This window comes from Streptomyces bacillaris, assembly GCF_003268675.1.
GTDB lineage: Bacteria > Actinomycetota > Actinomycetes > Streptomycetales > Streptomycetaceae > Streptomyces > Streptomyces bacillaris.
The window spans coordinates 4228513-4252580 of record NZ_CP029378.1 but is presented as its reverse complement, the minus strand read 5'-3'; the positions used below and the strand labels follow the sequence as shown (position 1 = coordinate 4252580).

Below are 24068 nucleotides of genomic sequence, written 5' to 3'. Positions count from 1 at the left end.
CCGGCTAACGCCTTACGCCATCAGGCCTCCGGGCGGCGCTCTCCGGCCTACCGCTTCTCGGCCCCCACCGGAACGGCCTGCCGCAACCGGGCGCACCGGGGGCACCGGAGCAACCGCCCCGGCCCGATCCGGTCGGCCCCGAGCTGCTGCATCGGGAACGACGAGGTAGCGAAAACGTGCCCTTCGGCACAGCGGACGACGGTGCGCTCCATCGACTCCATCAAGTCCCTTCCCCAACCGCATATGGATGAGAAAGCCACATTAGGGGATGAACAGGACGCCATCACAAACGGCACTCCGACCACCCACGCTACGCCCCCAACTCCCGCCAGCCCCAACCATGTCCACCCCCGCCCTCCACCACGGGAACGACGCACAGACCCTGCGGCTCATACGCCGAGGGTCTGACATGGGGTAGAGTGTTGAACGGTGCAGCGCCGATGATCATCGGCAACGCCTCGCGGGTGTAGTTTAATGGTAGAACATGAGCTTCCCAAGCTCAGAGCGCGAGTTCGATTCTCGTCACCCGCTCTTCCACGAACCCCCAGGTCATCTGCCTGGGGGTTCGTCGTTGTCTAGACCTCTTGTGCTGCGGCGTGCCCTCTGCGTGCCCCAAGTTGCCGACACTCGCGTCTGCAGGGCATGAGGCACTCGGAGGTCAGGGGTCACGCCGACTCGGCGAGACCCGCGCCACGACGCAGTCAGTGCAATCGCCCCTGGCTTACGAGACGAGGGCACCAACCAGATTCCTAGTCGCCTGCCTCTACACCCTTTTCGGCTTTATCTGGACGATTGCACGCATAGGGATGGACATACCTGCCCGCGTTGAAGGGGGTGAACCAACTCTCGATGTCCATCGGCGCTACTCCCAATGATGCGAGAGCCGGTTCCTCATCAATTCCGTCCGCCGCATCGTCGTAGAGCCACTCATGATCCATGTCCTCATAGACCTGATCAGCGAACGACTCCAACGCTGACGAGGCGCCCGCGTCAAGCAGCCCATACAGGTCCAGGGTGCTCCGGGCCTGCTCCAGCAGCAGCTTGAGCAGGAGTTCTTCGGCCACGCAACTGAGCTGCTGAAAGGTCCCGTGGGTGAAGCGGGTAGTCATAGCAATCGCCGTGACAAGCAATCGCCTCGCGAACGAGGCGCTGTACTGCAGCGCGTAGCGCCCGGGGAGCCCCTCCAGAACCCAGAAGGGCCGCTCGCTCTCGGCAACGGTCGTCCTGTACTGCGTGAGAGTCTGCAGGTCCTGGAAAATTTCATCCACGAGCAGATGGATGCCGTGCACCAGCGCCCCTGCTGCGAGACGGGCGTCATTGGCGGAGACGCCAAAGGCAAAATCGTCCTCGGCGTCCCCTCGGCCCCCTTCGTCGACGGCCCCGAACATTTCGGGATCGAAAGCTCTCAGTTCCTCGGCCATCGAGCCGAGCGAGACGCGCATGGCCTCGCTCTCAGCAGCCTGATCAACCTCGGTCCAGGGTTCGCCTCCCGCTCCTCGAACCGGTTGAGCATGCCGATCCCTACGGGCTGCTGGATCGTCAGGCGGCGCATCCGGTCCGCCTGACGCGTCGAGGCTTTCCTTTACCGATTCGGGGTGCAGTTCAACCTGACAGCGATCGACGGTCCACTCCGACAACAGCTCCGAACGATCGAGGAGCTCGACCACAACGGATCCGACAGCGTCCTCGGCAAGTTCCAGCGAGGGGGCGTCAACGAAGACCTTCAGCAGGGCACCACCGGGGTACACCGCGACGATGGAGTCGAGGAGAGCGACCTCAAGGCCCTCTGGACCCTCGATTGCCTCGACCGATGCAAAGCCGCGCTCAAGTAGGGAAACTGCACCCGCACGTTGCAGCGGATCCATCTCTGGAGCGCCTTCAGGAATCTGGGTGTCCACAGTCACGACGTAAGTCACGCGCTCAAGAATGGCAGGACAGATCCACCACAGGTCTGCGATTGAACAATATTGAGCACCGCCTGGCAGAACTAGATCGACGCTGTGGCGTGAAGGTTCACGCTGAGTTCACCACCGGACCTTGGCCCACTGCGATCTCGCCGGATAGCCTGCGCGCCCTGCTTCGGGCGTGCCACGATGGACGAGCTCAAGCACGACGAGCACGAGGTCGGCGGCAGGGGCGGGAATCCCTGCCGCGGGTCTTCGCTCTCCTGGGTCGACGTACCAGGAGAGCGGAAACACTCGAAACCCTCAACACCGTAGAGATCCACGCACAACATCTTGGGGGCGGCCGGTAGTTGCGGGTCGGCTCCGCGCGGATCTGAAACGTCGGCAGGTCCTCAGCTAATGGCCACTAGTACCAGGTGGTCGAGCTGAGGCTGACCTGCCACTGAAGCTGATCTGCCCCGGGTTCGACCACCGCGAGTTGGATGGGGTGGATACCCTCATGCTGCCGAACTTCCGGACCCGGATGATGCTTGTCGTCATCGCCGTGCTGTTGTCCCTCGTGGTCGCTCTTGTGACGGCCTTTATCTTCTACGCTGCCAAGGAAAGCTCCCTAGTCACGTTGACTGCCGGGGGCGGCGCCTTTGTCGCCACGATGACCCTGGCCCTTGGAGTGTGCGCACTGTTCTCCCAATAGAGCGCGCATCACCAAGCCGCCAAACTGAGATGGGGCGGGCCGCCGCGGTGGCCCGCCCCATCTACACCTGCCGCGATGCAAGAGCACGACGTATTCAGTCAGCCGTCCGCCGAACTTCGAGCAGTCGGGACCGCCTCGATGCTCTGCCGCTCGTCACCTCTCACGCTCAGCGGCCTGCATGCGTTGGGAGCGCACACGCATATCCAGCCCCTCCGCCACCTCCCGCTGCCGCTCCCCGTCGGAGTGTTGGTAGATCAGCGCCGCCTTCTCCGAGGACTGGCCGGCGCGGACCATCGTGTCCTTGAGCGTGGCCCCCGACTGGGTGGACAGGGTGTGGCCGGTGTGGCGGAGGTCGTAGAAGCGGAAGCCCTCCGGCAGGCCCACCTTGGCGCGGGCCCTGCGCCACTTGCGGCCGAAGGAGGACCGCCGGAATGGCGCGCCCCGCTCACCGACGAACAGGAGGCCGTTGGGCTCCTTCTCCGCGTACCAGTCCAGGTGGCGTTTCACCTCGATGTGCAAGAAGGCCGGGAGGAAGACGGTTCGGCGTCCGGCGGTCGACTTCGTGTCGCCCTCGACCCGGCGGCCTGTGGTCAGCTCCGGCGCGGCGTCGCTGATCCTGGCCGCGAGCGGTTCGAGCGTGACGTCGGGCCGCCGCAGTGCCGCCTGCTCCTCCGGCCGCATCGGCCCGTAGGCGCCGAAGTAGACCATTAGCCGCCACCTGGGGCCCATGGCGTCCGCGAGCGCGTCGACCTGTTCGACGGTGGCGGTAGGGCGTTCCTTCGCCCTCTCGCTGCCGGCGCCCCTGATCCGGCAGGGGTTGCGGCGGATCAGCTCGTCGTCGGCGGCCGTCTCCATGATGGCCTTGAGGAGGCGGTACGACTTGGCGACGGTCGTCGCACCGGTTGCCTCCAGCCGCTCGGCCCGCCAGGTACGCACACCGGGCGGTGTGATGTCGTCCAGGTTCACCGAGGCGAACGTGGGCAGCAGGTGCAACCGCAGGAGCCTGCGATACAGCTCCTCCGTGGTGGCCGAGAGGCCGCGCTCCTCGACCCACTGGACGGCGTAGGCAGCGAAGTTGACCGCCCCGGCGTCCGGATCAACCCAGTGCTTGCGCTCGATGTCGGCCTGGGTGAGCGTGAGCCAGGTCTGGGCGTCCGTGCGCGTCGAGAAAGTCTGCGGGGCGGTACGGCGGCTGCCGTCCGGGGCCCAGTAGCGTGCCTGCCAGCGCCCCGAAGGCAGTTGGCGGACCGTGCCGAATTCACGCCGCCTCTGCGGCTTGCGGGTGGCCATCAGGCGGCCTTCCCGTAGCGGGAACGCTCATCGCGGAGAGTCGGCACGGTGCGCTCATCGATGTATGCGGCGATGGCGCTGTCGGGTATCCGCACGGGCTTGCCGAGCTTGACGTAGCGGATACGGCGCTCCTGGACGAGTCGCCGGATGAAGCGCACGCCGGTGCCGAGACGTTCGGCAGCCTGCTCCACGGTGAGGAGGGGGTCGGTGGTGGTCACCTCCTCCGACTGGAGGGTGCGCTGAGCAGGGACGTGCGGTATCGCCGAAGGGCGCAAGATTGGTGCTCCGGTTCTGGCCGGCGGGCAGGGCGGCAACCCTGGGCTGGCCTGGTGTCGTTCAGGGATGGGACGGGTGATGCGTCCACAGCGGGGGTTTGCGTTCCCACTGCGGCGGCTGGATCGGTCCGCTACGCGTCGGAAGCGGGACCGTACTCTTCGTTGATCTTGATCAGCTCGGTCGCGATGGCGTTGGAGACCATCACGTCGGCTTCCTCGCGGATGTCCGGGTGGTCGGCGAGGTAGGCGTCGAGCTGGTCGCGGGCTCTCCGTGCCTCGTGGTTGGCGCGGTTGGAGGCCCGGTAGGTGGCGACGACGTTGTCGATCAGCTCCATGGCGCGGCCCATGGTCGCCAGGCTGGGCGGCCCGACGAAGTTGCTGAGCGGGACGCCGAAGATCTCGGCGAAGCCGATGGCCTCGTCGAGGTTGATGCGGCGCTTGCGGTTCTCGATACGCCAAACCGCGGACGGGTTCATGTCGAAGCCCGCGTCGTTCATATGGTCGGACAGGGTCGTGGTGCTCCAGCCGCGCTTCTCCCGCTCCAGCTTGATCCGCACAGTGGCGTTCTCTTCGCCGCTGAGGAGCACCCCCTCAAAGCCCTCTTCGTCATCCGACATCGCCGCCTCCTCTCGCTCTCCGCGTTCACCGCCACTTCGGCGCATGCCATAACGCTAGCATCGCTTCTGCCGATCGCAAAGTGCTATGCGATACGCATAGGTAGTGGTACAGTTGAAACTCCCCAGCAGACCGCACCGGTCCGCTGGCGCGCGCTTCGACCTGCCCGAAAGCACAAAAAGCCCCCCGGTGACCCAACACCGAGGGGCTCAGCGCGCAAACCTCATGCCGCCCATCCCTGAACGACTGACCTGCAAGCCGGGATTGCCGTCCCATTGGCCTGCAAGCAGAGGAGCTACATGTCCAGTATGGACGATCCCGCCCCGAGCACGCCATCTCTTCCCGTCGGCGCAGCCGCCTGGCCGCCCGTGGCCGTACCCGGCCGCCCCCGTCCCGACGAGGACGGGCCCTCCTCCGAACAGCACCACCTCGCCTCCGCCTCCGAAGGCGAAGAAGTCCTCACGTCGCTGCGGGAGCAGATCCTGCGGTACGTGGTGATGCCGAGCGAGGAGGCATCAGTGGCGGTGACATTGTGGGTGGCGGCGACGCACCTGCAGACGGCGTGGCAGCACGCGCCGCGTTTGGCGGTGGTGGGGCCTGCGAAACGGTGCGGTAAGTCGCGGCTCCTGGACGTGATCACCGAGAGCGTCCACAATCCGCTCATCACGGTCAACGCCTCGGCCGCCGCGGTGTTCCGGTCGATCACCGACACCCCGCCCACCCTGCTGGTCGACGAGGCCGACACACTCTTCGGGTCCGCGAAGGTCGCGGAGAAGAACGAGGAGATGCGCGGCCTGCTCAACGCAGGTCACCAGCGCAACCGCCCGACCCTGCGGGTCTCAGGACCCAACCACGAGGTGTCGAAGTTCCCCACCTTCGCCATGGCAGCCCGCGCCGGGATCGGGGACCTGCCTGACACGATCATGGACCGCTCGGTCGTGATCCGTATGCGGCGCCGCATGCCGGGCGAGAAGGTCGCCGAATTCCGTACCTTCCGCGACACCCCGCCCCTCCACGCCCTGCGCGAGCGACTCGCCGCATGGCTGGGCCCACTCCACGCCAGCGCGATGGAACTGACACCCGCCATGCCGGTCGAAGACCGGGCGGCCGACACCTGGCAGCCACTGGTCGCAGTCGCCGACCTCGCCGGCGGCACGTGGCCTTCCCTCGCCCGCAATGCTTGCCGGGTCATGGCAAAGCACGAGGCCGAACAGGACCAGGACCGGAGCAGCCTGGGCATCCGCCTCCTGGCCGACGTCCGCCGCGCCTTCGCCTCCGAGGGCAACCCACCAGCGCTGCGCACCAGTCGGCTCCTGGACATCCTCAACCAGGACGCCGAGACCCCCTGGCCGGAGTACACCGCCAACGGCCTCACTCCACGGGGCCTGCAGATCCTGCTCAACGAGTACGGCATCAGCTCTGCCCCCAAGCGCTTCCACGGCAACGTCCAGGCTCGGGGCTACACCCGTCGGCACTTCGCCGACGCCTGGGCCCGCTACTGCCCCGAGCCCGCACCCGAAGCCTGACCCCGCACGACCCGTCACGACTCGTCTCCGCGCAGGTCAAAGCGGTGACAGGTCGAGATCCGGTGACGAGTCGTCTCGACGTCACCGCCACACCCGCATCTGCCCTGACCAGGCATGCGACATGTCGTGACGGGTCCCCGCGCCCCTGGGCCGAACCTCGCACCTCCTGGAGCACTCCCCCTTGCCTTCACTCACCCTCGCCGCAGGACCGTCGACCGCGCTGCCGCCCTTGGCACCGGCCATCCGCACCGGCGTCGCACTGCTGGCCGTGGCCGCCTTCGCGCTTTCCTACGACGCCCTGCGTCAGATGGCCGCCGCCAGCCACATCCATCCCACGCTCACCTACGCCTTCCCGCTCGTTATCGACGGATTCATCGCTATCGGGATCGGCGCCCTGCTCGTCCTACGGACCGCACCCTTGTCCGCCCGCCTCTACGTCTCGGCACTGGTCGGCATCGCCACCGCCACCAGCATCTGGGCCAACGTCCTGCACGCCATCCGCCTCAACCAGCAGAACCGGCGCAGCGCACTCGCTCTCGACGACCTCACCGTCGGGGCCATCTCCGCCATCGCCCCGCTCGCCCTGGCCGGAGCCGTCCACCTCTACCTCCTAGTCCAACGGCGCCCTACGCGAACGATGCCCCGCCCCGAGGCGCACAAAGACGGAGCCACCTCTCCCGAAGACGGGGTGACCCCCACACCGGCCCCGGTGCCCGACGCCGATGTGGCCAAGGCCCCTGCGGTATCCGTGTCTCAGCCCACCCAGCCACGTGGCAAACGTCGCGGCCGACCGAGCGCCACCTTCGAGCAGGCAGTGGAGATCGGACGTACGGCTCCCATGGGACGTGGCGGCCAAATCTCTCGCCGCCACATCGAGGCGGCCGTCCACGCCAAGGGACTCGGCATCGGGCGGTCCCGCCTGGACGAGGTCAAGAACCTCCTCCAGGCCGAGCTCGACCAAGCCCGCACCACGGCGTAGGCCCGCACCCTCCCACCAACTGCTCGCCTCGGAATCGCCGGGGCGAGCACGGCTTCCCCTTCGTACGGTCAGAAAGCCCCTCATGCACGAACAGTCCACGCACCCCCTCACCCACGCCTCTCGGCACCTCACCTCCACCCCAGCCCCAGCCCCAGGCGGAGCAAGGTATGGCGTTGGACCGTCCAAGGGCCGGTCCAACGCAGGTTCCTCCGCCCCGGGGGTGGCGGAGGGTCTCGGGCACCAGGGGGCGCCCGAGCAGGATCAGCCCATCGACACCTCCAGCGCTGCCGTGCCGCAACCGCGTGCCTCCGAAGCCGCCGCGCTCCACCGCGTCGCCCGCCGCCGCGACCGCAACGAGACCCAGCGCACCGCGCGCGTCGATGTCCGCTACAGCACCGAAGAGAAGGCGGACATCGTCGCCAAGGCCCGCTCGCTGAACATCGCCGCCGCCCACTACGTCGGTGCCGTCGTCATGGCCCACCTCGACGGGGACCTCGCCTTGCCCGGTCAGCGCACCCCGCTCGACGACTACATCGATGAACTCACCACGCTCCGTGGCGAGGTCGCCAAGATCGGCCACAACATCAACCAGATCGCCAGGAAGCTCAACTCCGGCGACCTCCCTCACTCCGGCGACACCACCACCCTGGCCCAGGCCGAACGCACCCTCGCCGCGGTCGGCACCGCCGTCCGCCACATTGCGGAGGCCACCAACCAAGCCGTCGCCACAAAGAGCCACCGATGATCGCCAAGATCAGCAGCGGCAAGAGCACGGCCGGCCTCATCCGCTACCTCTACGGACCAGGCCGCGCCAACGAGCACATCGATCCCCACCTCGTCGCCTCCTGGGACGGCTATGCCCCCGACCCCGGCCGCGCCGACGACATCACGGCGGCCAGGAAGCAGCTCGTCGACGACCTCGATCTGCGCGTCAAGCAAGCTGATCGACTGGGCCGCGCCCCGAAGCAGCACGTGTGGCACTGCTCCCTACGTGCGGCACCCGGCGACCGCCTCCTCGACGACGGCGAGTGGGCGGACATCGCCCGTCGCGTCGTCGCGGCCGCCGGCATCGCACCGACGGACGACCCGGACGGCTGCCGCTGGATCGCCGTGCGCCACGCCCCCGATCACATCCACATCGCCGCCACAAAGGTCCGAGGTGACCTCCGCTCAGCACGTCACTGGAACGACTACCTCACCGCTGACCGCGAACTCGCAGCCATCGAGAAGGAATACGGGCTGCAACGGGTCATCCGCGGTGACCGCACCTCCGCGAAACGGCCCCATCGCGCCGAACAGGAGAAGGCCCTGCGGAACGGCCAGGCCAAGGCTGCCCGCGAACGCCTGCGCACCGTGGTCCGCACAGCGGCGGCTGCCGCCACAGATACCGAGGAGTTCCTCGGTCTGCTCACCCACTCCAAGGGGGTTCTCGTCGAGGTCCTGCACTTCCCCTCGGGAGAACCACGCGGCTACAAGGTCGCTCTGGAGAACGACCGGAACGCCAAAGCAGAACCGGTGTGGTTCTCCGGCTCCACGCTGGCGCCGGATCTCTCCCTCCCGAAGATCCAGAGCCGTCTCGCCGCAGCAGAGGTCCCAGCGTCCGCCGCCGAGGAGCCTCTCAGGCCGCACCCATGGCATCAAGCCACCGCAGCCACCGAGCGCATCCCCCACCATCTCGACCAGCCGGACGCCGAAGCCGCCCAGGCCCACCTGGCCGCCTTCGGTGAAGCGCTCGACGCCGTAGCTCTCACCGCACCGCCGGACATTCGTACCGAACTCCGCTCAGCGGCCTCAGCTTTCGAGCGCGCGACCCGGTCGCGCGTCCGCGCCGAGCACCACCACGCTCGTGCCCTACGCGGCGCGGTCAAGGCGATGCTTCGCGAGCCGGCACCGAAGGACGGAGCCGCCTTGGCTATGTTCCTCGACGCTGCACTCCTCGCCGTCATCGCCGCCGCACGCTGGCACGACCGACGAGAGCACGAGCAACAGGTGGCCTCAGCTCACAAGAGCCTGCTCCACCTCCAGGCCGCCTACGACCACATGGCAGCCACGCCCCTACTGGTCCTCGGCCAACTCCGACCGTCCCAGAACCTTGCGGACCGATACGTCCGGCTCATCCGCCAGGCCGCCCCGGCGCACGCCGACCAGATCCTCGCCGACTCTGCCTCGCAGGCGCTGACCACCGCAGTGGCCCAAGCAGAGACAGCGGGCCACGACCCCAAACGCCTGCTGCAGCAGGCAGCAGACGAACGAGCCCTCGACGACGCACGCTCCCCGGCACGCACCCTCACCTGGCGCGTACATCGGCTCTCGCAGAGGCCGGCTCCCAGTCGACGAGCTCTGGCGGCACAAGCTCGCAGCACCGGACTACGCCACGTGCCCTCGCCCGAACCTGCGGCGACGGTCCCACCCACCATTCCCGCGTCTCGCCCTCGGCGGAGGTGATCGTCCAGCGGCTACCCCTCAGCGTGAACGAATCAACGGCTCTTCTCTGACCGGAGCTGGGAGAGGGTGTGCACGACCGGCAGGTCGAACTGGTCCTTGTCCTGCTCCCAGCAGGCGAGCACCCGAGCCGTGGCTTCGGCCATGTCCGTGGGCAGATCAGCCGCGCGGAGAGTATCGGCGACCTCTTCCATCTCGGGCGCCCAGCGCCAGGCTCGGGCTGCAACACTCGGCAGGTACTCCGGATCGGAGAGAATCGCGGAGATCATGATCTCGGCTTCGGCCGTGAGCTGATCACCGACTCCATGGGCGTCGGCGAGCGCGTGAGCGATGCCGGCGAGGGTGCGAGCGGCCTTCTGGTAGCTGGCAAAGGCCATCTTCAGCGCGGAAGCGGAACCGGGTGTGTCCCCGACCCGGCACACCTGCAGCGCAGAGTCCGTGAACAGCGACGCCACCAGCTCGACGGGAGAGTCGGCCCCTGCGAGATAGAGCCGTGTGGCACGCCCCTCACCCGGCGGCTGACCGAAAACGGCACCGTCGACAACTGCGGAGCCGGGGCGGATCTCGTCGGCGATGCGCCGTACGCGTTGAGGGCTGATGGCGTTCACATCGGCGTACACCCCCGCGAAGCCGTGCGCGGCCACCGCCGCCGCAACGTCCTCCGCCGCCTGTGGTGGGCACACCGAGAGAACGACCGCGCTTCGGGACAGCGCTTCCGCGAGCGAGTCGTACGCCGTGGCACCGGCTTCCCTCCCGCGGAGCCAGGTGTTCTCACTGCGGCCCTTGGTCACCGACAGTGCCTCATGGCCGCCGGCGACGAGCTCGGCGGTGATCGCCGCGCCCATGGTTCCAGGGTGGAGGACGGTCACGGTGATCACTGGCTGCCTCCGGCGGTGCGCGACGTGGAAAGTTCCTCATCCCCATGATCCGCTGTCGTTCGGCACCGGCGGCTTCGGAATCAATGCCTGATGGCCGTCTGGGCACTGATGGCGGACAGAAGTGCCTCCGGTCTCGGACTCGCCGTTCAGGACGGGACAGCGGTACACGGGCCGCGGCCCCGACGGTCCTTGCAGCTCGTCTCACGCTGAAGCCGCGTCATGGGTACCGTGCAGGAGACGAACTCTGTACGGACAGACCGGCGGTCGCGCCGGATCGTCCGGCGGCCGGGAGGTGTCCTGATGCTGGAAGAAGCCGAGGAGATCGGCAAGCGCGCTCGCAGGGCGCGGCTGCGACTGGGCATGCCGCAGGCCGACCTGGCGACGGCCCTCGGGAAGTCCCAGGGCTGGGTGTCGAAGATGGAGCGTGGCCTGATCGAGCTGGACCGGGTCGGCCTGCTCAACCAGGTGGCCGCAGAGCTGCACGTCCATCCGAACGACCTGATCGGACGCCCGTACAGCAGCTCCCCCGACGACAGCCAGTGGCATATCGCCGCCTCGTCGATTCTGCGCGAGCTGCGTCGCTACGACCTCGTTCCCGTCTTCGACGGGGATCCCCGACCGGCGTCACAGCTATGGCGTGAGGTGACCCGGCTGCACCGCCTGCGGGACACCGCCTCCAACGTCGCGATTCTCCGAGTTCTCCCGGACCTGTTCCGGGAAGCGCGCGCCCTGGCGGAGGACTCGGACGGGCACGAGCGGGAAGAGGCGTACGCCATTTACGCCGTGTGCTGCAAGTTCGCGCACACCGCCGCGCACGCCCTCGGGCACCCGGAGCTGGTGGCCATGGCGTGCGAACGGGCCGCGTGGTCTGCCAGGTTGTCGGGAGACCCGGTGCTGCCTGCCGTCGCCGACTGGATGCGCGTCTGGGACATGTGGGCGACGGCTGACTGGGCCGACGCTCTGACCCTCTCGGACAAGGCGATCGCCTCAGTGCAACAGCCGTACGAGCACGGTGATCCGCTGGCCGTACGGGCTTGGGGCACGCTTCAGCTTCGAGCAGCCATCTCCGCTGCTCGGTCCAACCGCCCATCGGAAGCGGAGGACCGGATCGGACACGCGAAGGACGCGGCGGAACGCATGGACGCGTACGTCGGCACACCGGTGTACGACCGGCATTCGCTGACGTTCTCCGCCGGGAACGTGCAGATCCACGCGATCAGCGTGGCCCTGGAAATGGGCAAGCAGGGCAAGGCGCTAGAGATAAACCGCCGCACCAGCCCGAGCTTGATCGGTTCACTGCCCAACTCCCGTCAGGGACACCACCACATGGACGTGGCGCGGGCCTGGCTGTGGGATGGAAACCGGGCAAAGGCCCTCACCGAGCTGGAGACGGCTGAGCGGATCGCGCCGCAGCTCGTGCGGAACCATCCCATCGCCCGTTCAACGCTTCGCAGCATCGTCTACGCGGAACGAGCAGCCACGAGGGAGAAGCTGCGGCACATGTCCGACCGCTTTCACCTGGACGGATAGGGGTCGTATTCCTCCGGCTCATATTCGAGGCTCGTCCTGTCCCTAACTTCGGGGCATGACGCGACGACGTTCTTCTCATCTTCCTTCGCAGGGAACCGAGTTAGGCACGGCGGCACCTTTCCGTCCACTGCTCGGCGACCTCGCCACGGACAGCGCTCGCGATGGCCGTGTGGGTGTCGTAGTCGCTCTCCCTGGTGAGGGCTCTGCGACGACGTTCCACCTGCGTCCGCCTGGTGGCGGGGCCCCCTGGTCCGCGCCCGCCGACGGATCGACGCTCCGTCCCGTGCCGGTGAGGGCCACCCACGCCACGCTCTCGGCCGGACGGGACGCGGTCTACGACGCGCGGGCCAGGCAGGGATCGGTTCCCATCGAGTTCCACTTGGATGACGGCTCGACCCTCGATGGCGCGCTCATCCTCACCTCTGCCGAGGTGGAGTGGCTGCACCAGCAGATCAGCCGCCTCGTCGACGTACACGAACGCGCCATCGGCAACACCCCGTGACCGAGCCTCGGCGACGCCACGCCCGAAAGGCCGCGCCGCGCTCCGCACGCTCCGAAGGCGGAGGCATCGCGCTCACGCTTCTGGCCGTCGCCGGCCTGGTGGGACCGGCCTGGGCACTGCGTGAGCAGGCCGCCCCGCTCCTCAACGGCCTCGGTCATCAGCCCGCCGCCGTCTCGGCGGACGCGAGCTCGCCCTCCGACCACTGACTCCGCTCCGCTGTCCGGGACGTTCACCCCACGTTCCCGGCAAACGGAGCCTGCCATGCACCCGGAACATCCAGGCGTGATTCTCCAGGGAGAGATCGTGGACATCCCGTACATCGTCATCGACCAGCTCGCCCCCGACCAACAGCAGTTCTGGAAGACCTACTTCGGCGACGCCGACCGACCCCGCTACATCGAGGAAGGCATCTGGCGTCGTACGCAGGAGAAGGCCACGGCCGAACAGAGCGGCTGGACGGCCGCCGACGACGCCCGGCGGCGGATCATCCACTACCGCTACCGGTACGGCCTGGTCCCCACCACCGCCGCGCCGGCCATCGGCCTGACCGACCTGTACCTCTACCACTCCGCTACCGCTCCAGCGGATGAGATCGACGCGCACCACGACGCCCTGTGGGACTCGCTCGCCACCGGCGGCTGGAAGGAGGCTCCTGGCGGATTCTTATGGACACGCCGGGATCTGAAGTGCCGGATCACCGAGCACGACGCCCACCCCCAGGACGTGGCGGCGGGCCGTACCCTCCCCGTCGGCTACCGGAGCCTGGACGTGCAGATCGCCTCGGTGTCCTACGCACCGCCGCCCGCTGTCCGGCAGCTGCCGTGGAACGTCCTCTCCACCGGGATCAGGTGCAAGGACCGCCCCGGTACGCCGACCCGCGTCCCAGACCTGTCCGTCCTCGCGGATCTGCTGCCGTTCCAGGTGGAGATCGGATGCGGTACGTCGGTCGAGGCGGGTATCCCGCCCCTGCACCGGCTCCACGAGATCTACCGGGTCACCGACCGCCAGGGCCACGAGCCTCGGGAACACCGCTTCACCCTCTCCCCGACAGCGGACACGCTCCTCCACGAGGTTCTGACGGAGCCGGAGGAGAAGACGGCGGAATTCGTGGAGATGTTCCGCGCCTGCTTCCTGGCCGAACCGACTCCGGCCATGTGGGCGCTCAAGGAACTGAAGGACGCCGGTCACCTCGTCGGCCCGGTCATCACCAACAACTTCGACGTGCTCGCGGCGCGCGCCGGGCTCGACGAGTGCTTCATGCGCCGCTACGACCAGGCCGTACCCGACGTCGAGTGGGTGGACGGCGCCAAGGCCCTCCTCGTCGTCGGCCTGCACGCCGACCGACGCAAGGTCCAGGCACGCGCCCGCGCTCGCGGCATGCAGGTCGTCTACCTGGACCCGGAGGGCTTCTGGAGCGACGGCCAGTTCATCCCGTACCCGCTGGAAGGCCCCCAGGACGGCGACCTGGTGTGCCGGGCAACCGCCGCCGAGGCACTGCCTGCCCTCGTCAACCTGCTCAAGCAGCAAGCTGGTTGATCCACCTGCACGAAGAGGGCCGCGCCGGGTGTTGGCGCTAGCGTGACGCACCCGGCCGGCCCGGATTTCCCTGGGCGGGCGAGGGATAAGAAAAGGAGCGTCGACCCATGCGCGTATCCGTCATCGGCTGTGGTCACCTGGGCATCCCCCACGCCGCTGCCATGGCCGAGATCGGCCACGAGGTCATCGGCGTGGACCTGGACCAGGCGAAGATCGACCGCCTCAACGCCGGCGAGTGCCCCATCTACGAGGACGGCCTGCCCGAACTCCTCAGCACCCACACCGCCACCGGACGCCTGCGGTTCACCACCAGCCTCGCAGAGGCGGCCGAGTTCGCCGACATCCACTTCCTGGCCGTGGGCACGCCGATCGACGCGGACGGGCGGAGCTACGACACCGGACAGGTCTTCGGCGCCGCCCGCGCCCTCGCCCCGCACCTGACCCGCCCCACGGTCGTCATCGGCAAGTCCACGGTCACCGTCGGCACCTCCCGCGACCTCGGTGCTCTCCTCACCCGGCTCTCTCCGGCCGGTGAGGACGTTGAGGTCGTCTGGAACCCCGAGTTCCTGCGCGAGGGCCACGCCATCGACGACACCCTGCGCCCCGACCGCATCGTCGTTGGCGTCCCCTCGGCCCGCGCCGAGGACGCGGTACGCCAGGTCTACGCACCCCTCCTGGCGAACGGCATCCCGCTGTTCGTGACCGATCCCGCCACGGCCGAACTCATCAAGGGTGCCGCCAACGCCTACCTCGGCATGAAGATCTCGTTCATCAACGGCGTCGCCGACATGTGTATCGCCGCCGGAGCCGATGTCCAGCAGCTAACCGAGGCCATCGGCCTGGACCCCCGCATCGGCCGTGGCGGGCTCAACGCGGGCCCTGGCTACGGCGGCGGCTGCCTCCCGAAGGACGTCCGAGCCTTCACCGCCTCCGCCCACACCCTGGGCGCTACCGAGGCAGCGACCATGCTGCGCGCGGCGGAGCAGGTCAACGAGTCCCGACCCGTCGCCGCGCTGAGGCTCATCGAGCAGACGCTCGGCCGACCCGTCGACGGCGTACGCATCACCGTCTGGGGCGCTTCCTTCAAGGCCGGTACCGACGACGTCCGCGAATCCCCTGCTCTGGCGATCGCCGCGCTCATGCACCAGCGCGGCGCGACCGTCACCGTCCACGACCCGCACGCCGTGCCCACAGCACTGCGCCGCCACCCCGAACTCGACTACTGCGAAACCCTCGAAGACTCCGTCGAGGCGGCCGAGCTGATCGTCCTGGCCACTGAATGGCCCCACTTCCGCGAGGCCGACCCCAAGGCCCTCGCCCCACTGGTCGCGGACCAGGTCCTCGTCGACCTCCGCAACCTCATCGACGCCGACGCCTGGCGCATGGCCGGATGGACCGTACGCCAGCTCGGACGACCCGCACAGGAATAGCCGAACCCATCGATCGGAGGTCCGACGTGGACACCCTGTGGGACAACATCGAGAAGCTCTCCGCCGTCTGCCGAGCGGCAGGCGCCCACCTCCCCGACGAGGAGCTCAAAGCCCTCCAGGTCGGCAAGGTCGCCGAGGAAGCCGGCGAGGCCATGCACGCCCTCCACGGTCTGAAGGGCCTCACCACCTGCGGCGACGACCACACCTGGTCCGAGGTCCAGAACGACCTGGTCGGCGCCGTCATCGCCGCCCTCCTGGCCATGCACTACATCGATCCCACGGGTGCCCGCGCCACCTTCGAGGAGATCCTCCACCGCCGCACCCGCAGGGGCCGCGAGGCCGCTGCGGCGGCCTGACGGCCTCCGGACGTGGCCGTCGATCGCTTCAGATGAGCGCGGTCGACGGCCACGTCCGGCATACAAGCTGCGGCAGGCAGCTCCCAGCGGGATAGAACTTTCCCTTCTTCATCAGGGCGGCTCGTCCGCTCGCCGCGCGCTCTCCTCCTACGCCGGTCGCGCGGCTGGGGCGAGCACCATGATGGGGAAGAATGCCGCTGTGGCTGGAGCGGTCGGCTCCACGGCTTTAGCCACCTCCCCGGTTAGGGTTCCGCGCCGAAGAAGACCAGGGGGCCACTTGTTCAAATTCCGGGCAGGGTCACAGCCGACCCGATTTGCCGGCCAGCGTACGGCCCCCTGATCATGCTCATCCCCAAACCGTGCAGGACACCGACCAAAGCCGCTCCGCCGACCGCCTGGAGGCGAGTAGCCTCTAAGCGCTCTGACGAGTCAAATCTAGCGCTTCCTTAAAGCCTGCGTGGATCCGGAACACTTCAGATGTCGCATTAAAGCGAGCACGCGGATCCCTATACCTCCATACATACTCAGAGCCACCCCCGCGCCCTCCCGGCTTCAAGTACCCAACAACCGAGAATTCGAACAACTGAGAAAGTCCAACCTTTGCCGAAATATCAGTCAAAGTCGAGCGCCGTGACCAAGCAGCACTGAAGTCGACTAGAGAGAACTGCATAGCGCCCAATTCTTTCACAACTTCCAGGTACTCCTTATACTGCGGAACATGTTTGGCGATTTCGTCGTCCAATTCATTCAGCAGATAGTCAGAATAACCCGACCTGGCTTCATGAACCGCCTCGTTGTCGAACTGCCCTCTCGCCGCAAAAAGAGGTGACTTATACTGCTCCAGAACTTCATTGCAAAACTTAATCACATCCCTAGGCCGCAAAAACGTTCGATCGCAAATGTGTTTGTATTTTGTCTGCCGACTCGGCATTTCCCGAGTCTCATCGAACACGTCCTCCCAGGGGATCACGGGATCCCCGCCGCTGCCAAGTACGTTGGTAAACCGACTCTCCATCAACTTCTTCAGCGTCAGCCCGGAACCAGATTCGTTCCACTGGACCAGGCTGGTGAAGTTTTCCGTGATCTTATTCTTATCCTCGAATTGCAGATCTTGGTAAATGTCGTCGCGCAGAAACACGACAACATTGAGCTTCTTGCCACGCTCCCGGGCGGCCAAAAAGAGATCGCGGGCAGCAAGGATGAGACCAACCAGTCGCTGCGAGTAAGACTCCTGGGACTTCACAAAGCCAAGGTCGAGCTGGTCGAAACAGATGTAATACGAATTATTCGGATTCAAGGCGCGCAAAACGTGCTCTTGAATTGCTCGATTCACTTCCTGAATATGCGGGGGCAATTCCCTAACTCGAACACGCTCACCCGACAACTCGAAGAACGGGACCTTTAGGACACTCTTCAGCCGCAACTCCTTCTCTGGACTAAAGAGCTGCCTAACGTCCGGGTCGCGCGACCCATAGGAATCAACAACAAAATCCTCAAGCGCTTGCACCGATTCGAAAGAATCATCGCTCCACGGCTGACTTTGATCTGAATTCAGGAGCACCTTGGCCAAACCGATCAAGGTCAAGTATTTCCAACTGTGAAAGTAACGCCTCTCCTCAGGAACTCCTACTTGGGCTTGCAGGTCGTGATGCTGCCAGGGGTAATCATCGAAGGAGTGGCCATAGGAGAACTCGTTCGGGTGACGCTCCGTAAGAATTCTTTTAAAGATGGCAGTTTTGCCTGATCCTTTCCTGCCAAGGATCAGGAATTTTTTCTGCTTCTTAGCCGCGACATAGGCTGGGTGATCCTGAAAACACTCTCGAAGAAGATCATCCGCATCAGCGTCGATAGCGCCAAAGTTTTCGACTTCAGAGATGCTGAGCACTCATTCCCCCGCTGGCGTAGTTGGTGGCACTCATGAGGTAAGCAGGGTAGCGAGCAACACTGGCATCTGGGGCCCATTCGTGGAAGCTCGCGCGCTCGATGACTGCGTTCACTGCCCCGCGCAGCGCGCTGATCAGGAACGAAGCATGCGATCGCGTCCCGCGATCCCTCAGTGCGACCGGTAGGAACCTGACTGACAGGCGTGGCTAGAGCTACGGAGCGGCACTAGCCACGCCAGAACCGTGTTAATGGGTGTGGTGAACAGCGTTCAACGACAGAGGCTGCTAAGGCCCATCCGGGTGTGGCATCCTCTGTCCGGGCCCCACAGCGGCCCTCACGGACCGTGTGGGAGGAGCGTGTGAGCCGCGAACGGCGGCGTCCTACGTCGCGCACCGAGGAGAGGCCCCCCATATTCGGAGGTTCCAGAGCCCTGGGGTTGGCAGAATGATCTCCATGGCACCACGGCAGCCCCCTATGTACGCCTGGCCCGGTCACCTAGTTCGACCCCGGACGGGACAGCGCCTCGTCTACCTGGATCTCAACCATTGGATCAGCCTGGCCAAGGCCGCTACGGGACACCGAGACGGGGATGCCTACCAGCCGGCGCTCACTGCGGTGCGAGCTGCTGCCAGTTCCGGGCTGTACCTCTTCCCCTTGTCTCTGACTCACTACATGGAAATGGCGGGGATCCGGGATCCCCGCCAGCGAGCAGACATCGGTGATGTGATGGAAAAGATCTCGGGCTTCACCACCTTGCTCTCTAGGACGCACATCATGCGGCTGGAGGTTGAGGCAGCACTGGACCGTGCACTCGACATCACTTCGCCGCATCTTGCAGATATCGATCTGCTGGGGCACGGCATCGGTCATGCCATGGGTATGCGGGGCGGCTTGTCTATCCGTTCAGCTTCCGGTGATGTCACCGACGAGGCTCGCGCCGCCTCGCCAGATGGGCCAGTCGCTTTTGATCTGATGCTCGCGAATGCCCGTGAGCAGCTTGAGCGCTCCATGCTGCGAGGGCCCACCGACGCCGAGGTGCCAGACCTAAAGGCAAATGGGTGGGACCCTACAGCCGCTAGGAGAAGTGCGGAAAACCGAGCGGAATCGGAACGGCAGCTAGCTAAACGCCTCGACGATCATCCAAAGTATTGGAACCGTCTGCGCGACGTAGTACAGGCCCGGTACATGTCTCTCGAAGTCATCGACATGCTCACCCAGGCACTCCTTGACCGGGGCAAGGAACTTGCTGAAGTAGTCACGGGCAGAGAGTCAATCAGGGCCTTTGCGGACTGCATGCCAAGCGCCGAAATCCATACGACCCTCACGACCGCGGCACATCGCAACCGGGAGAAGTCATGGGAGTCGAACGACATCTTCGATATTGATGCGCTAAGCATCGCGGTGCCGTACTGCGACATTGTCGTTACCGAACGCTACGCGTCCCATGTTCTGCACGCCGCCCACCTGCCGCGGTGGATGCAAACCGAAGTAGTAACCAGACTCAAAGACCTAACAGAATGGTTGGATCGCCAGTAAACACGTGGTAAGTCGAAAGTGCCGTCGCGCAACAATGATCTCTGAGCGCCACAGGGAGGGCGGTCACCGGCCACTGTTGACAGGCTGCTGCGTCCTGCTGTTGCTGTAGGTCATGACCAGTGCAGGCAGATGCCGTCACCCGGATCCGACGTCGTGCGGTGCGGGCCGTCGCCCACGGAAGAACTCGTATGGAACTGCAAGAACAATCGAGATCTTCCCAGGTGAGAGGTCTCATGAGAAGTCAGGTTTTTGCAGTACAGGTATACGTAACTCGCTGCAAGAACCGTCTGACGTGCTCGCGTTGGAGGTCGACACCACCGCATGCTGCATGCACAGCAGCGGTATCGCGACTCCGACCTGCTGCCAGAGCTAAGGAGGGTCTTGTGGGTACTGAGGCTGATGGTGGGCCCGAGCGGTGTAGGTGCGTACCTAGTGGTCCCGTCGGGCGTGGTCGACTCGTATCGGACCTGGCGTTGGTGGTGATCGTGCTCCTTGTCCTGCACGGCACACCTGCGGAAAACATCGAGTCGCTCTTGGTGATAGTAAGCCTTTTGGCTGCACGAACTGATTCTGCGTGGCCCCGTCGCGCCGAGTCGAGGTAAGCCTCAAGATGGGCCGGCCTGAGAAGCCGTTGCCAGCTGGTTCCGGACCGGAGCTCGACGCTGCTCGGTGGATGCGCACACTTCGAGACCGAGCTGAATTGACGAACCGCGAGATAGCTGAATCCCTTCGCATGTCAGAGTCGACTGTGTCGAGGGCCATGTCAGGCCAGGGTTCGCGACGGCTGCATAACCTCCTGTTAGCGATGGTCTTCATGGCTGACGGGAGCGCAGAGGAAGCTATGGATCTCATGGGACGCCTGGGACGACGCAGACGTGCACACCTGGGACAACCCAATGAGGGGATTCTTGGCTCTGACCCAGACCTGGTTTCGACGCCTGCTGAACTGGTTCGGGGGATGCGAGTTCTTCGAATCCAGGCCGGCCAGCCATCCCTCGCTGAACTGAAGCGTAGGTCGCCAGGTCGGGCGCTCGCTCCGACGACGATCAATGAGGTCCTTTTGGGGCAACGCTTCCCCTCAGCATTGGTACTGGCCAGATTCGTGGCGGCGTGCGGAGTGGCTCCGCCCGAATCTGATCGATGGGCCAGAGCCTGGCAGCGAGTGATGCTCCAGGAACAACAGAGAGGCTGGAGATCCAAGGCGCCATTCTCTCATATGGTGCGCTTTCATCTGGTGGAGATGAGAACTGAGGCCGGAGCGACGTTCGTTGAGCCATTCCGGGAGGCACATGAGGCCGTCAATTGCCATCTCGCCACCGAGCCCGAAGTTTGACCGGCTCGCTTTTCCCTCTGTTTCAGCCGCTTCCACGATAAAATCGGCTAATACAGTATCGCCGACACCGATGAAAGGCCGCTAACTGCCAACGGCACCTTCTGCGCACCTCTGCCAGACGTCCGCCCGTGCACCCCGGGCCTCGATGGAGCCACGGATGCAGTCATCCACGGAGTTCTCCGTGGATGACTGCTCCTAAACAGCTCTGTCATCTGAGCACGCATTGGCGGCTCCATCGACACGCCGCTCGTGCCCCATCCGTGCCCAGCAGAGCGGACAACAGCGGTCAGGTACAGCCTCCAGAGACCATAGCAACCCCAGCTTCCTCGCAGGAAAGTGCAGGTCAGAGCCCTTCCAGAGGCCCAAGCACCGCTGATTCCCAAGCTCAGAGCGCGAGTTCGATTCTCGTCACCCGCTCTTCCATGAGGCCCCAGGTCAGCGACCTGGGGCCTCATCGTTGTCTAGACCTGATCAGGAACCGCGCACCACCTTTGCACCACCTGGTCCCTCGCGCAGCGTCCAACAGCACCGGCTAACCATGGATTCGTCGACGCCACTGGTGCGTAGGCGTCGCCAAGTCCATCAACCGGGTAACGAGGTATCCCACCCCGACCGACGCCGGCAGTGCAGCCATTACGATCGCGCGCATGCCTCCGCACCCTCACCTTCCCGCTGTCATCGACGCCGCCAACGCCTTATCTGCCGGGCTGCAAAACCCTTCGCTGCTGGTGGGCCTTCACCGCGACATCGACGGCTTGACCGGGAAGGACGGCAAGTCGCTCGGGCGCTCGACGAAGCAGTACGCCCTGCGGTGGGGAATCTTCACGATGTCCTACGCGGCCGTCGAAGCCTTCTTCAACGACGTCCTTGCCCTCGATCCGTCCCAGACGCGGCATCTCCCGCTCAACCCGGACAAGCTCCGCCACGTAGGGCAGCAGCACGCGGTCCGGCTCTTCACCAACGACTGGGGAGTTCGTACGAGAATTCTGGGCAATGCCCCCGGCAACCGATCGCGTTGGACGGCTTACGTGGGCACCCAAGAGGTGCAGCTGTACCTCGCCGACATGAAGAACCTCCGCAACATCCTGAGCCACGGAGGGGACCCATACGCGGTGTCGAACCGCTCTGGAGCGTTGTGGCCCCTGAAGAGCGGCAGGCACTCGATGCGCCTCATGGGCGCTGAAGGCTTCATCCAAGCGTGCTGTGACCTCGCCTCGCAAACCGTGCTCGCCTTCGGTGGGGACTCTGCCGACCTTCCCAAGTGGCCAGAGCCTGAGCGGTCGGGACTTTCTGCGGAACGGCGTCCGTCGCTGCCGCTGTTGGACTGATCACATCCGCCCGGCTACCCGCTCCATCGCTCATCGTTGTCCAGTTCACTGACGGACGCCGCTGTCCGCTGCAGTACACGGTTCAGAGCGCGAGTTCGATTCTCGTCACCCGCTCTTTAATGAAGGCCCAGGTCAGTGACCTGGGCCTTGTTTCTGTTCCGGCTGCTACGGCTCTGCGTCGAGGACTCGGGCGGCTTCGCGAGGGTCCATCAGGTTGGACCAGGCTTGTTCGGCGGGGAGCAGGTCCCGCTCCGGCAGGGCGTATTCGGGGTACCAGCCGTCGGCCTCACAGCCGGGGACGTTGCGCAGGATCAAAGTGGCGAGGTTCGGCGGGACCGAACCCGTGATCCGCACCGTGAGGTAGGTTTCGTGACCGTCGTCGGCGCGGACCTGAAGGCCGATGGTGAAGGTGTCGAAATCCACCGTGTGCTCCTCGCCGTCCCGGAGGGTAGAACGGCTCAGGGTCAGAACCGTGGTCCGGAGCCGCCTGACGAAACGCACTCCCGCTTCGGCGCGATAGCGGACGTGGTCGTCGCGAGTGGGGAGCAAGTGGGCGGTGTACGTGGCGGACTTGAGTGAGTCGGCGTTGCCAGCGTTGTAGCGGGTTCGGGCGGTCTTGCCGTCAGCTTCGAGAGCGGCGTAGAAGTCGCCGGTGGAGCCGTCCTCGCGGCGGCCGGCCGCCACCAGCCACGGAAGATCGGCGTCCACCCAGACCGCCCCGCGCCAGCGCTGGACCTTCACCTTGAACAACACCTGGTCATCGACAGCGCGAATGCGCTCATGCTTGGCATCGTCCGCCGCGAACTGCTCGGCGGCCTTCGCCAGGATCGGGTGCTCGATCCCGTCGAGGGGGTCGGTCACCGCCGGCAGGGGGAGTCCGAGGTCATCGCATAGGCATCGCAGGGTGGGCCTGGCGGGACGCATCGCAGCGGGACCAGTCATTCGTCGATCCCGCCGACCGCGTCGATCTCCTCCGATGTCAGCCCGGTCAGGAGCATGACGTCCGACTTCAGGGAGCCGTCCAGGACGCTGAGCGCCTCCACCATGCCCTCACGCAAATCCTCACGCCTCTGGTCCAGATAGACCCGTACCGCCTCCGCGACCAGGTCCTTCTTCGTCAGGCCCAGGAAATGCGCGCCCTGGCTGATCAACTTGTCCGTCGCCGGGTCCACCTTGAGCGGCGACTGCCGGGGCGGCTTCGAAGCCGTGGTCATAAATCCCACCTCCACATCTACGGTACCTTAGTACCTCACATTGCCTCGCTGTTGACCGCAGTGAGACGCGGTCCGCCGACCGCCCGTATCGCCAGGGGTGAAATCGCACGACGGCAAGCGCCTGATCCAGCACGGTGACGCTTCCCCGCTCACGGCACGGCGGCATCGATCACCCTCGTGCCCCATCCGTGCCCTTCGGAGCGGATAGCAGCGGTCAAGTACGGTGGCCAGAGACCACAGCCTCGACCGATCCAGCCAAACATGCAGGTCAGAGCGACTACTGCCGTTCAAGAACCGTTGATTCCCAAGCTCAGAGCGCGAGTTCGATTCTCGTCACCCGCTCTTTGACGAAGGCCCTGGTCGGAGACCAGGGCCTTGTTTGTTGTCTGGACCCGTCTCGGTGTCGCGTGCCAGATGCCTGCGACTCCGCCGCCGTGCGCCGGGCACTACAAGCCGCTCGAGGCCGGTGGCCACCTCGCGCCGCCGGTCGGTGTAGGAGTGCTGTAGATCAGCGCGGCCCGCTCGGTAGACCGCCCCTGCGCGGAGCATCGTGCCCCCCGGAACGGGACGCGGGCATGTGCCCGGTGAGCCGGAATCGCAGGAGCGGAAGGTCTCCGCCAGGCCGACCTCGACCCGCACCCCGCTCCGTTTCACCAGTGGGGCAACGCCAGAACGGCTTCTCCTGCCCCCACGGACGGCAGTGCGTCCGGACCCTATTTCGCGTATCAGTCGAGATGCAGCCGCCGTGCGCCCCCGGCGGGGCGCACGGCGGCTGCCAGGGCTATGGCGCCCGACTCCGGTGCCGTGCAGGAGAGC

21 protein-coding genes and 1 tRNA gene are annotated in these 24068 nt (G+C 65.9%); 14 read left to right on the top strand and 8 right to left on the bottom strand.

What is annotated here, in order from left to right:
- Positions 1-460: 460 nt before the first annotated feature.
- A tRNA-Gly gene (locus DJ476_RS18405) sits at positions 461-531 on the top strand.
- A gap of 218 nt (positions 532-749) precedes the next feature.
- On the opposite strand, the gene DJ476_RS18400 is transcribed toward DJ476_RS18405, so the two are convergent.
- Positions 750-1916: a hypothetical protein gene (locus DJ476_RS18400; RefSeq protein ID WP_112491069.1), complete on the bottom strand. Its 1167-nt coding sequence runs from the start codon at positions 1914-1916 to the stop codon at positions 750-752.
- A gap of 487 nt (positions 1917-2403) precedes the next feature.
- Here DJ476_RS18400 and DJ476_RS18395 point away from each other — a divergent pair, with 487 nt between their 5' ends.
- Complete coding sequence (locus DJ476_RS18395) at positions 2404-2598, top strand: hypothetical protein (protein WP_162638751.1); 195 nt, start codon at positions 2404-2406, stop codon at positions 2596-2598.
- Positions 2599-2751: 153 nt separating this feature from the next.
- Here DJ476_RS18395 and DJ476_RS18390 read toward each other — a convergent pair whose 3' ends face one another.
- The 3 genes from DJ476_RS18390 to DJ476_RS18380 all read right to left on the bottom strand — a co-directional run bounded on the left by DJ476_RS18390 (position 2752) and on the right by DJ476_RS18380 (position 4780).
- Positions 2752-3888, bottom strand: a complete 1137-nt coding sequence (locus DJ476_RS18390; RefSeq protein ID WP_112491067.1) for a tyrosine-type recombinase/integrase — start codon at positions 3886-3888, stop codon at positions 2752-2754.
- Positions 3888-4106: a helix-turn-helix domain-containing protein gene (locus DJ476_RS18385; protein WP_112491066.1), complete on the bottom strand. Its 219-nt coding sequence runs from the start codon at positions 4104-4106 to the stop codon at positions 3888-3890. Before DJ476_RS18385 ends, DJ476_RS18390 begins: the two co-directional genes overlap by 1 nt.
- A 188-nt stretch (positions 4107-4294) precedes the next feature.
- A complete protein-coding gene (locus DJ476_RS18380; protein ID WP_112491065.1) occupies positions 4295-4780 on the bottom strand; it encodes a helix-turn-helix domain-containing protein in 486 nt (161 codons plus the stop codon).
- Between the two features lie 306 nt (positions 4781-5086).
- Between DJ476_RS18380 and DJ476_RS18375 the strand changes: the two genes are divergently transcribed.
- From DJ476_RS18375 to DJ476_RS18360, 4 genes are all read left to right on the top strand, one after another.
- Positions 5087-6304, top strand: coding sequence for a DUF3631 domain-containing protein (locus DJ476_RS18375; protein WP_112491064.1), 1218 nt, complete (start codon positions 5087-5089; stop codon positions 6302-6304).
- A gap of 181 nt (positions 6305-6485) precedes the next feature.
- Entirely contained in the window at positions 6486-7283 is a 798-nt protein-coding gene (locus tag DJ476_RS18370) for a DUF2637 domain-containing protein (RefSeq protein ID WP_112491063.1), read from the top strand.
- Positions 7284-7365: 82 nt separating this feature from the next.
- Positions 7366-8028 (top strand): MobC family plasmid mobilization relaxosome protein, encoded by a 663-nt coding sequence (locus DJ476_RS18365; protein ID WP_404827517.1) that lies wholly within the window; start codon positions 7366-7368, stop codon positions 8026-8028.
- Positions 8025-9728, top strand: coding sequence for a relaxase/mobilization nuclease domain-containing protein (locus DJ476_RS18360; protein WP_112491061.1), 1704 nt, complete (start codon positions 8025-8027; stop codon positions 9726-9728). Before DJ476_RS18365 ends, DJ476_RS18360 begins: the two co-directional genes overlap by 4 nt.
- 32 nt (positions 9729-9760) lie before the next feature.
- Here the strand turns inward: DJ476_RS18360 and DJ476_RS18355 are convergent, their stop codons facing one another.
- A complete protein-coding gene (locus DJ476_RS18355) occupies positions 9761-10603 on the bottom strand; it encodes an NAD(P)-dependent oxidoreductase (RefSeq protein WP_112491060.1) in 843 nt (280 codons plus the stop codon).
- 300 nt (positions 10604-10903) lie between these two features.
- On the opposite strand from DJ476_RS18355, the gene DJ476_RS18350 reads away from it, so the two are divergent.
- The 6 genes from DJ476_RS18350 (at position 10904) to DJ476_RS18325 (ending at position 15957) form a co-directional block, all read left to right on the top strand.
- Positions 10904-12133: a helix-turn-helix domain-containing protein gene (locus DJ476_RS18350; RefSeq protein ID WP_112491059.1), complete on the top strand. Its 1230-nt coding sequence runs from the start codon at positions 10904-10906 to the stop codon at positions 12131-12133.
- A 283-nt stretch (positions 12134-12416) separates the two neighbouring features.
- Complete coding sequence (locus DJ476_RS18345; RefSeq protein ID WP_112492562.1) at positions 12417-12635, top strand: hypothetical protein; 219 nt, start codon at positions 12417-12419, stop codon at positions 12633-12635.
- On the top strand, positions 12632-12841 hold the full coding sequence (locus tag DJ476_RS18340) for a hypothetical protein (RefSeq protein ID WP_318294735.1): 210 nt from the start codon (positions 12632-12634) through the stop codon (positions 12839-12841). Before DJ476_RS18345 ends, DJ476_RS18340 begins: the two co-directional genes overlap by 4 nt.
- Before the next feature lie 97 nt (positions 12842-12938).
- Positions 12939-14171, top strand: a complete 1233-nt coding sequence (locus DJ476_RS18335) for an SIR2 family protein (RefSeq protein ID WP_112492561.1) — start codon at positions 12939-12941, stop codon at positions 14169-14171.
- 107 nt (positions 14172-14278) lie between these two features.
- Complete coding sequence (locus DJ476_RS18330; protein ID WP_112491057.1) at positions 14279-15601, top strand: UDP-glucose dehydrogenase family protein; 1323 nt, start codon at positions 14279-14281, stop codon at positions 15599-15601.
- 26 nt (positions 15602-15627) lie between these two features.
- Positions 15628-15957, top strand: coding sequence for a MazG-like family protein (locus DJ476_RS18325; RefSeq protein ID WP_112491056.1), 330 nt, complete (start codon positions 15628-15630; stop codon positions 15955-15957).
- A 412-nt stretch (positions 15958-16369) separates the two neighbouring features.
- Here DJ476_RS18325 and DJ476_RS34570 read toward each other — a convergent pair whose 3' ends face one another.
- On the bottom strand, positions 16370-17842 hold the full coding sequence (locus DJ476_RS34570; RefSeq protein WP_162638749.1) for a P-loop ATPase, Sll1717 family: 1473 nt from the start codon (positions 17840-17842) through the stop codon (positions 16370-16372).
- Between the two features lie 452 nt (positions 17843-18294).
- Here DJ476_RS34570 and DJ476_RS18320 point away from each other — a divergent pair, with 452 nt between their 5' ends.
- Both DJ476_RS18320 and DJ476_RS18310 read left to right on the top strand, forming a co-directional pair.
- Positions 18295-19377: a hypothetical protein gene (locus DJ476_RS18320; protein ID WP_162638747.1), complete on the top strand. Its 1083-nt coding sequence runs from the start codon at positions 18295-18297 to the stop codon at positions 19375-19377.
- Positions 19378-21357: 1980 nt separating this feature from the next.
- The gene (locus DJ476_RS18310) at positions 21358-22038 is read left to right on the top strand and encodes a hypothetical protein (RefSeq protein WP_112491053.1); all 681 of its coding nucleotides are present in this window, start codon (positions 21358-21360) and stop codon (positions 22036-22038) included.
- 165 nt (positions 22039-22203) lie between these two features.
- On the opposite strand, the gene DJ476_RS18305 is transcribed toward DJ476_RS18310, so the two are convergent.
- On the bottom strand, positions 22204-22899 hold the full coding sequence (locus DJ476_RS18305) for a hypothetical protein (RefSeq protein WP_318294734.1): 696 nt from the start codon (positions 22897-22899) through the stop codon (positions 22204-22206).
- Positions 22900-22976: 77 nt separating this feature from the next.
- The gene (locus tag DJ476_RS18300) at positions 22977-23252 is read right to left on the bottom strand and encodes a hypothetical protein (protein WP_030595208.1); all 276 of its coding nucleotides are present in this window, start codon (positions 23250-23252) and stop codon (positions 22977-22979) included.
- Positions 23253-24068 lie beyond the last annotated feature (816 nt).